Raw genomic sequence first — 6,295 nt, 5'->3', positions numbered from 1 at the left:
TCGTCATGCACATAGACGCGCTGGTGGGCCAGCTCATGAAACACCAGCCCCGCGAGATACGTTTCATTTTGGTTGAGCATCGTGTTTAGCAGCGGGTCACTTGACCAGCCCAGGGTGGAATACGCGGTGATGCCCGTAACATAAACATCCAGCCCCTGTCGTTGAAGTTCCTCGGCAGTTTCAGTCGCGGACTTTTTGGAAAAATATCCCCGGTAGGGAACGCAGCCGAAAACCGGAAAGCACCATATTCGTGGCGTCAGCGAGAATTCCGGCGCGGCGAACACGGCCCATGTCACAGCGTCCCGACCGATATCGACATAGGTGCGGTAGCTGTTGTTGTCGGGCAACGCCAGTGCGTCCGTCGCAAACTGCCGTACAGCGCTCGCCGATGACATTCGGGCCCGTAACGCCTCTGGGGTCGAAGGATCGTCGATCAATTTGCCGACATCCTGGCGCGCCGTCATGATCTGTACGTGACCGTTCAAGGATTGCGCGTAGTAGGAAATACCGGTGCAACCGCCCAGGCCGGACACCGTGACCATCGCAGCAAGCAATCGAAAAAATGAACGCGTCGACGATTTGCTCATTGCACTGCTCACACATCCCAACAGGCCAGATGCCGCGATTGCCCCCGCGCGGTCTCACATCAGTTGATCCAGGTCCGGGATAGGCGGTGTAGGCTAGACCTTCATTCCTCGGCAAGATTGGCACAGTGCGGTGATCCGCGTTGTATTCCCGGAAGTGCGATCCAAGCCGGGCTCGGAGGCATGCGGACTGTCCGTCTAGGCCGCCTTTCTCCCAGCCATTGGGACGTTTGCATCAATCTACGCAGCTCCGTTAGCAATTTACGACCCATCGCGATGCCGGCGGCGATACAGTCGCTCGGGGGTGCCGGAAGCGGATCGGCGGTTTTCGGCTACGTTATTCACGATGGCTGACGTTCAGAGATTGCCGCACGTAATGCTGTCGGCGGCTATCGGAAAAGATGTCTTTTGCTGGACATATCGCCTTCGTGAGGCAAACTGCTGCCTCGGGGCAAGGAGGAGACATGAGAGCACGAACAGCAACTGTAGGAGATCTCGAGGTAGTCTTCCACGACCTGTCCACGCGAATGTCAGAAGAATATGCCGCCGCAGGCAAAGATGCGAAATCCGCCCACGACAACCTGATGATGAATCTGAAGGAAGGGCGTGCGCACGCGCTGGTCGAAGGAGACCGCACAGTGGCAATCATCGCCTGGCATGAACATTCGGATGCCGCGGAAACGTTGTTTGCTGCCCATGATGAGTTCTTCACGGCTGCGACAGTGCGCTTTTGCAAGCGGCACATCCGCAGGATTCAACAGCTTGCTGGCAACGTCCCAATCCAGTCGCGGGGCTGGCAAGATCGCCCAGATGTGGCTCGGTGGTTCGGTATCATCGGCTACGTCGCACGCGACCGACAGGACGGCTTTACTCTCTACGAGTTGCCGCCAGCACCGCCTGGCTAAGGCACGGGACGTGACCGCACCCAGAGGTCTCGCGAAACACACGGCCAAGCAAGGCATGATCAGACGCTGATTGACTAGCAAATCGCGGTGTCACTGCTTCGTCCCGTGGGGACTCGTCTGGGAATCGACCCAAGTGCAGGGCCTGCGCGATACTCGCCAACGGCCCCGCTGCGGTCAATATAGCCCGAGGGAACCGACCTGGAGAATTTCGCGCGGCAGCCCTCCCCCTTGGAACAGCAAAGAAACAGCTGGGCTTGAAAATCCGGTTCGCCTTAAAAGTAAGGCCTGCCGGGAGGTCTCCGGCAGGCCCCATGCTGAAGCGCGGTGCTAGAGGGGTCGCACACACACGCTTCCGTTATAAACGCTAGCCAAACAACGGTGGTTCCGCAGAAAGGGACGAAGGTTCAACCTGCCCTGCGCGGACAGGCCCACTTCAGATGCGGCCGTTCCACAGACTTCGAAAGACCTCCGCCTCGGGATTGGCACCAGATGCCGTAGCCGCCCAAACGACGCAGGTTGTTCCCTGTTGCGCGTAGACAGCGATCCGACTTCCTGGACCACTTCAACTGTGTCCGATGGGATGGCCGAGCGGGTTCGTTGCCCACAACATCAGTCCCATTCCGTATGCAGAATCGGGATGAAGCTCCGAGCGAAATTGGGGAGCGGTTTAGGTTCGAGCATTCTGGAGAGCGAGTCGGGTCTAACAAGATCGCCTGACAATAAGCGGCGAAGAAGACGGGCCGCGTCTATCGCCGTACCCACGACCAGTCCGTGGTAGACCCAACCCGGATGGTAACCGACCACATCGCCCATGTGAACATCTGCCAAATCAGCCGGAGTGATGGCGAGCCTGGCTGAGGCAAGCTCGGCGGGAATGAAGACGAGCTCGGCAAGAGCATCGGTTAGGGACAGCTCCGATGCTTTCTTGATCAATCTGGCGACCTCTAGGTAGCCGATATTTGAATAGGCCCAACCGTGACCTGGTTCATATCGCAGTCGATCCGCTTCGACCGCGCTCAATAGATCAGTAATGGACCAAGGCGACTGCCTCGCTTCGATATCGGCATGGTAACTCGGAAGGGAGCCGTAGTCTGGCAACCCCGCTTCGTGCCGTAGGAGTTGGGCGGGTGAGCGCGTCAGAGCATTCCCGGAGACGCTCTCCATCGCGAGATCAGGCCGACTTGACCGCATTGGCTACCCAGTGATGCTTCCGCCGAGCCGGTACTTTGCCGTTCTCTGTTTTGTTTTGTGGCGCGTCATCGCCTCGCCGTCGCATAAATCGGCACTGTAGACCGGCCCGGCCCCCCTACTCCGGTCTGCAGCGCCGTGCTTTGACACATAGAAGAAGAATATGTCTCGCGAGGGCCCCGCAGAAAAAGCCACAATCTGCTAAGGTGAGGCGATCCGCGGGCACCAACGAACTAGGGCATCCCCGCGCAATCTGGAGGTTGTCTTGCCCGTACTGCACCAGCAAGGCGTCGACTTGGTCGTCGAGTTACTCGAAACAGCTGATAGCCTCGAAATTCCATCCGAGTTCGAGATACGAAATCTGCTTCGTAGGGCGGCCTACGTACTTGCGGATCTACTCGCTCGAGATGTTCCAAAGGATAAGTAAGACAGCCCAACTGAAGCAAAGCTCATGCAACCGAGACAGAAACCGCTGAGATCCCGGTGCCGTACCAACTGAAACGGCCTGCCAAGCAAGGCTTCGACAGGCCGCTCTAGCCGTTCTCCTCATGCTGCCCCAACAAGCCGGCGCAGCCGGCGATCGAGGACGGCCGCATCGTACGGTTTGGTTATGCGGGGGTGGTCCCTGAACTTCTCGGGCAAATCCGAGGGTGCGTAGCCTGTGAGGAAAAGAAACGGAATCCCTCGCGCCACCAGCTCTTCCGCCAGGGGATAGACCCACTGACCGTTGAGATTGACATCGAGTGTGGCCATTTCGAAAGCTAGATTTCGCGACGCCTCGATGGCATTAGCCAAGGTCGAATAGGGTCCAAGCGGCACGAATCCGGCAGCTTGAAGGTCATCCACCAATGTGATCGCCAGCAAATGTTCGTCTTCGACAACCAACACTCTTGGCAATTGCTCATTCATCATACTGACTCGGCAAGCGGAAGCTCAATCGAACAAACAAGTCCATTCTCTGCGAAATCGAGCGCCACAGACCCCGAGAACTCGGCAACAAGCACGCGCTCCAACAGCATGCGTCCGAAGCCACTACGCTTTGGGCGCATGACGCGCGGGCCGTTCGCCTCGCGCCACTGAATGTTCAATACAGGAGGCCTTCCAGCGACATTCCAAGTCACTCTGACTTCGCCATGCTCTGTAGAAAGTGCACCATATTTTGCAGCATTCGTGGCGAGTTCGTGTATTGCCATTCCCAAGGTCAAGGCACGCTTTGGCGTGAGCGTTATATGCGGACCTGAAATATCAAAGTTGCCGTCACGCTCTTCGCGATAGGGGGCCAATTCGTCACGCACGATCGTGTCTAGCGAAACGCCTGCCCAGTTCGACTCGGCAAGTCTGGTATGGGTTTGCCCAAGCGCGCGAATGCGCGCGCTGAAAGAACGCTGAGCTTCTTCCATATCTGGGTTCGATGCGAAGGACTGTCGAGCGATTGAATTCACAGTGGCAAGGGTGTTCTTGACCCGATGGCTCAACTCAGCGATCAATAAGCTTAGCTGTGCCTCGGAGGCCTTGCGTTCAGTTACATCCATGCAAACGCCAGCAAGGCGCTTGCCGCTGCCACCTCGCGATGGGACGTGCCGACCAAACGCCTCCACCCATCTTATCGTCTCGTCGGGCAGACAGATGCGGTACGAAACATGATAGTCGCTTTGAGTGTCAATCGACTGACGGATTTGCCGCTCGACCAAGACAACATCATCAGAGTGAACATCTCGCTTGAAGTCGGCGACAGTTCCGCCAAAAGCTCCTGGTTCGAGGCCGTGGAGCCGTTCAAGTCCGGGTGACCAAACAATCTTACCGGTTTCGATATCCCAGTCCCAAGCCCCCATCCGTCCGGCATCAAGCGCCAACTGAAGCCGCCCCTCGCTTTCCTTCAGGGCCGCCTCGACTTGCTTACGTTCCGTTATATCAACAAATGCCGCGACAGCTCCAACAGGCTTCCCCGTTGGATCCCGTAATGGAGTGGCATTGCCAAACAGGTGACAGGAAGTTCCGTCTAAAAAACGAATCTCTTGCTCGAAATTGCTTACCTCCTCCCCGCGCGCGGCTCGCTGAACGGGCAACTCGTTAGGACTAAGCTTCGTGCCTGCGGAATAGACTTGGAAGTGCACGGGTCGCTCATCAGGTGCGGCAGACAGGGAACTGTTGGCATCAGGTGGTAGCCGAAGCAGTTCAAAGGAACTCCGGTTGCCGCCGATCACACTGCAGTCGCTCGTTCGCGCGATCCAAATAGGCGATGGCACCGCTTCCATAATTGCCTGTAGTTCCGCCGCGCGGGCTCGTTCCCTGGCCTCTTTCTCCCTCAGTTCATCTTGCGCCTGACGCCTCGCCCGGTCGGACCGAATTCTTTGGATGCTGAAACCAAGTTGCCGAGAAATCGTCAGCGCCAGTTCCGCGTCTTGATCAGTGAAGATGTGCGGTTCATCGTAGTAGGTCATAAATTTTCCGATCAGCTTCTTCCCCGTGAGCAAGGGAAAAAAGCCTAACGCCCCAATGCCTTCATCCCGAATTGTAGTTCGGAGTTCCTCCGATATAACTGCCTGGCGAACATCTTCCATGAAAACTGGTGCCGGATCCCGGCTTGAAACACTCCATGGCGAATGCCCATCAACTGCCGTGCGGTAACGGTCGGAAAGACCATGCGACGCCACAAATCGCATCGTGTCAGACTCGTCGAAAAGCAAAATTGACGCCCTGGTGCAAACGAGGGCCGTCTGGATGGCGTCAAGCGCCGCGGCATAAGCGTCTTCAATACTTTTCGCGCGATGGAGCCGCTCGGTAAGCCTATGGAGAGCGGTCTGCTGGCGAACCTGGTTGGAGAGAGCCGCTTCCGATTTCTTCCGCTCAGTTATGTCGCGAGCGATTTTCGATGCGCCAACAATGCGATGTTCCGCATCACGAATTGGAGACACAGTTAGCGACACGTCGACAGTAGCGCCATCCTTGCGTAAGCGCTTTGTCTCGTAATGTTCAATCCGCTCCCCTTTGCGAATTCTGTCTAAAATCCCGGCCTCTTCATTCTTCAGTTCTGGCGGGATCAAGATCGTGACGGTCTTGCCCATAACTTCGCTCGCGGTATAGCCAAAAAGGCGTTCGGCCCCCTTGTTCCAACTGCTGATTATGCTGTGCAGATCGGTGCTTATGACGGAGTCGTTGGTATTTTCGACGATCGATGCCAAATGCTCAATCGTTACCTCTGCCTTTMGCCGATCGGCATTGTCTCGTTTACTGGCGATCTGTAGTTGGGCATTGTCGATCGCAACAGCGGCATGGGCTGCGATTGTCTGGACTACTTGTTCCGTTTCTTTGGAAAACATCCCGGGGCTCTCATGCCCGAAAAACAATCCGCCGAGAACTTCCCCCGAACGAGCTACAACGGGAACGGCTAGATAACTTCGGACTGGAAGGTGTTCCTCGGGCATACCGAAATGTGGCGCAGACTTGCCATAGCGAGGGTCGAGGTGAATGTCGTCACTTCTCACTACTCGTTCGCCGTTGAATGTCGGCGCGAATATTGCTGTGTTGCGCGGCATCCCAAATTTCTCAAACGCCGTTCGAGGTGCGCCAGAGAGCGCAACGAGCTGAAAATGCCCGTCAGATTCATCTATAGTATTG

The 6,295-nt window shown here is 56.7% G+C and carries 5 protein-coding genes; 1 reads left to right on the top strand and 4 read right to left on the bottom strand.

From position 1 onward, the window contains the following. The coding region (locus AC1DWF_RS29085) for an aminopeptidase (RefSeq protein WP_476842371.1) at positions 1-587 on the bottom strand (587 nt) is incomplete at its 3' end. 461 nt (positions 588-1,048) lie between these two features. Between AC1DWF_RS29085 and AC1DWF_RS29080 the strand changes: the two genes are divergently transcribed. Next, positions 1,049-1,489 (top strand): hypothetical protein, encoded by a 441-nt coding sequence (locus AC1DWF_RS29080; protein ID WP_476786210.1) that lies wholly within the window; start codon positions 1,049-1,051, stop codon positions 1,487-1,489. 609 nt (positions 1,490-2,098) lie between these two features. On the opposite strand, the gene AC1DWF_RS29075 is transcribed toward AC1DWF_RS29080, so the two are convergent. The 3 genes from AC1DWF_RS29075 to AC1DWF_RS29065 all read right to left on the bottom strand — a co-directional run bounded on the left by AC1DWF_RS29075 (position 2,099) and on the right by AC1DWF_RS29065 (position 6,213). Then, positions 2,099-2,653 (bottom strand): serine hydrolase domain-containing protein, encoded by a 555-nt coding sequence (locus tag AC1DWF_RS29075; RefSeq protein ID WP_476789228.1) that lies wholly within the window; start codon positions 2,651-2,653, stop codon positions 2,099-2,101. A gap of 570 nt (positions 2,654-3,223) precedes the next feature. Continuing rightward, positions 3,224-3,589, bottom strand: coding sequence for a response regulator (locus AC1DWF_RS29070; RefSeq protein ID WP_476786014.1), 366 nt, complete (start codon positions 3,587-3,589; stop codon positions 3,224-3,226). Further along, entirely contained in the window at positions 3,586-6,213 is a 2,628-nt protein-coding gene (locus tag AC1DWF_RS29065; protein WP_476842370.1) for a PAS domain S-box protein, read from the bottom strand. Before AC1DWF_RS29065 ends, AC1DWF_RS29070 begins: the two co-directional genes overlap by 4 nt. Positions 6,214-6,295: the final 82 nt, after the last annotated feature.

This window comes from Aminobacter sp. P4_D5 (assembly GCF_056401815.1).
This window is presented reverse-complemented; position numbering and strand designations above follow the sequence as displayed.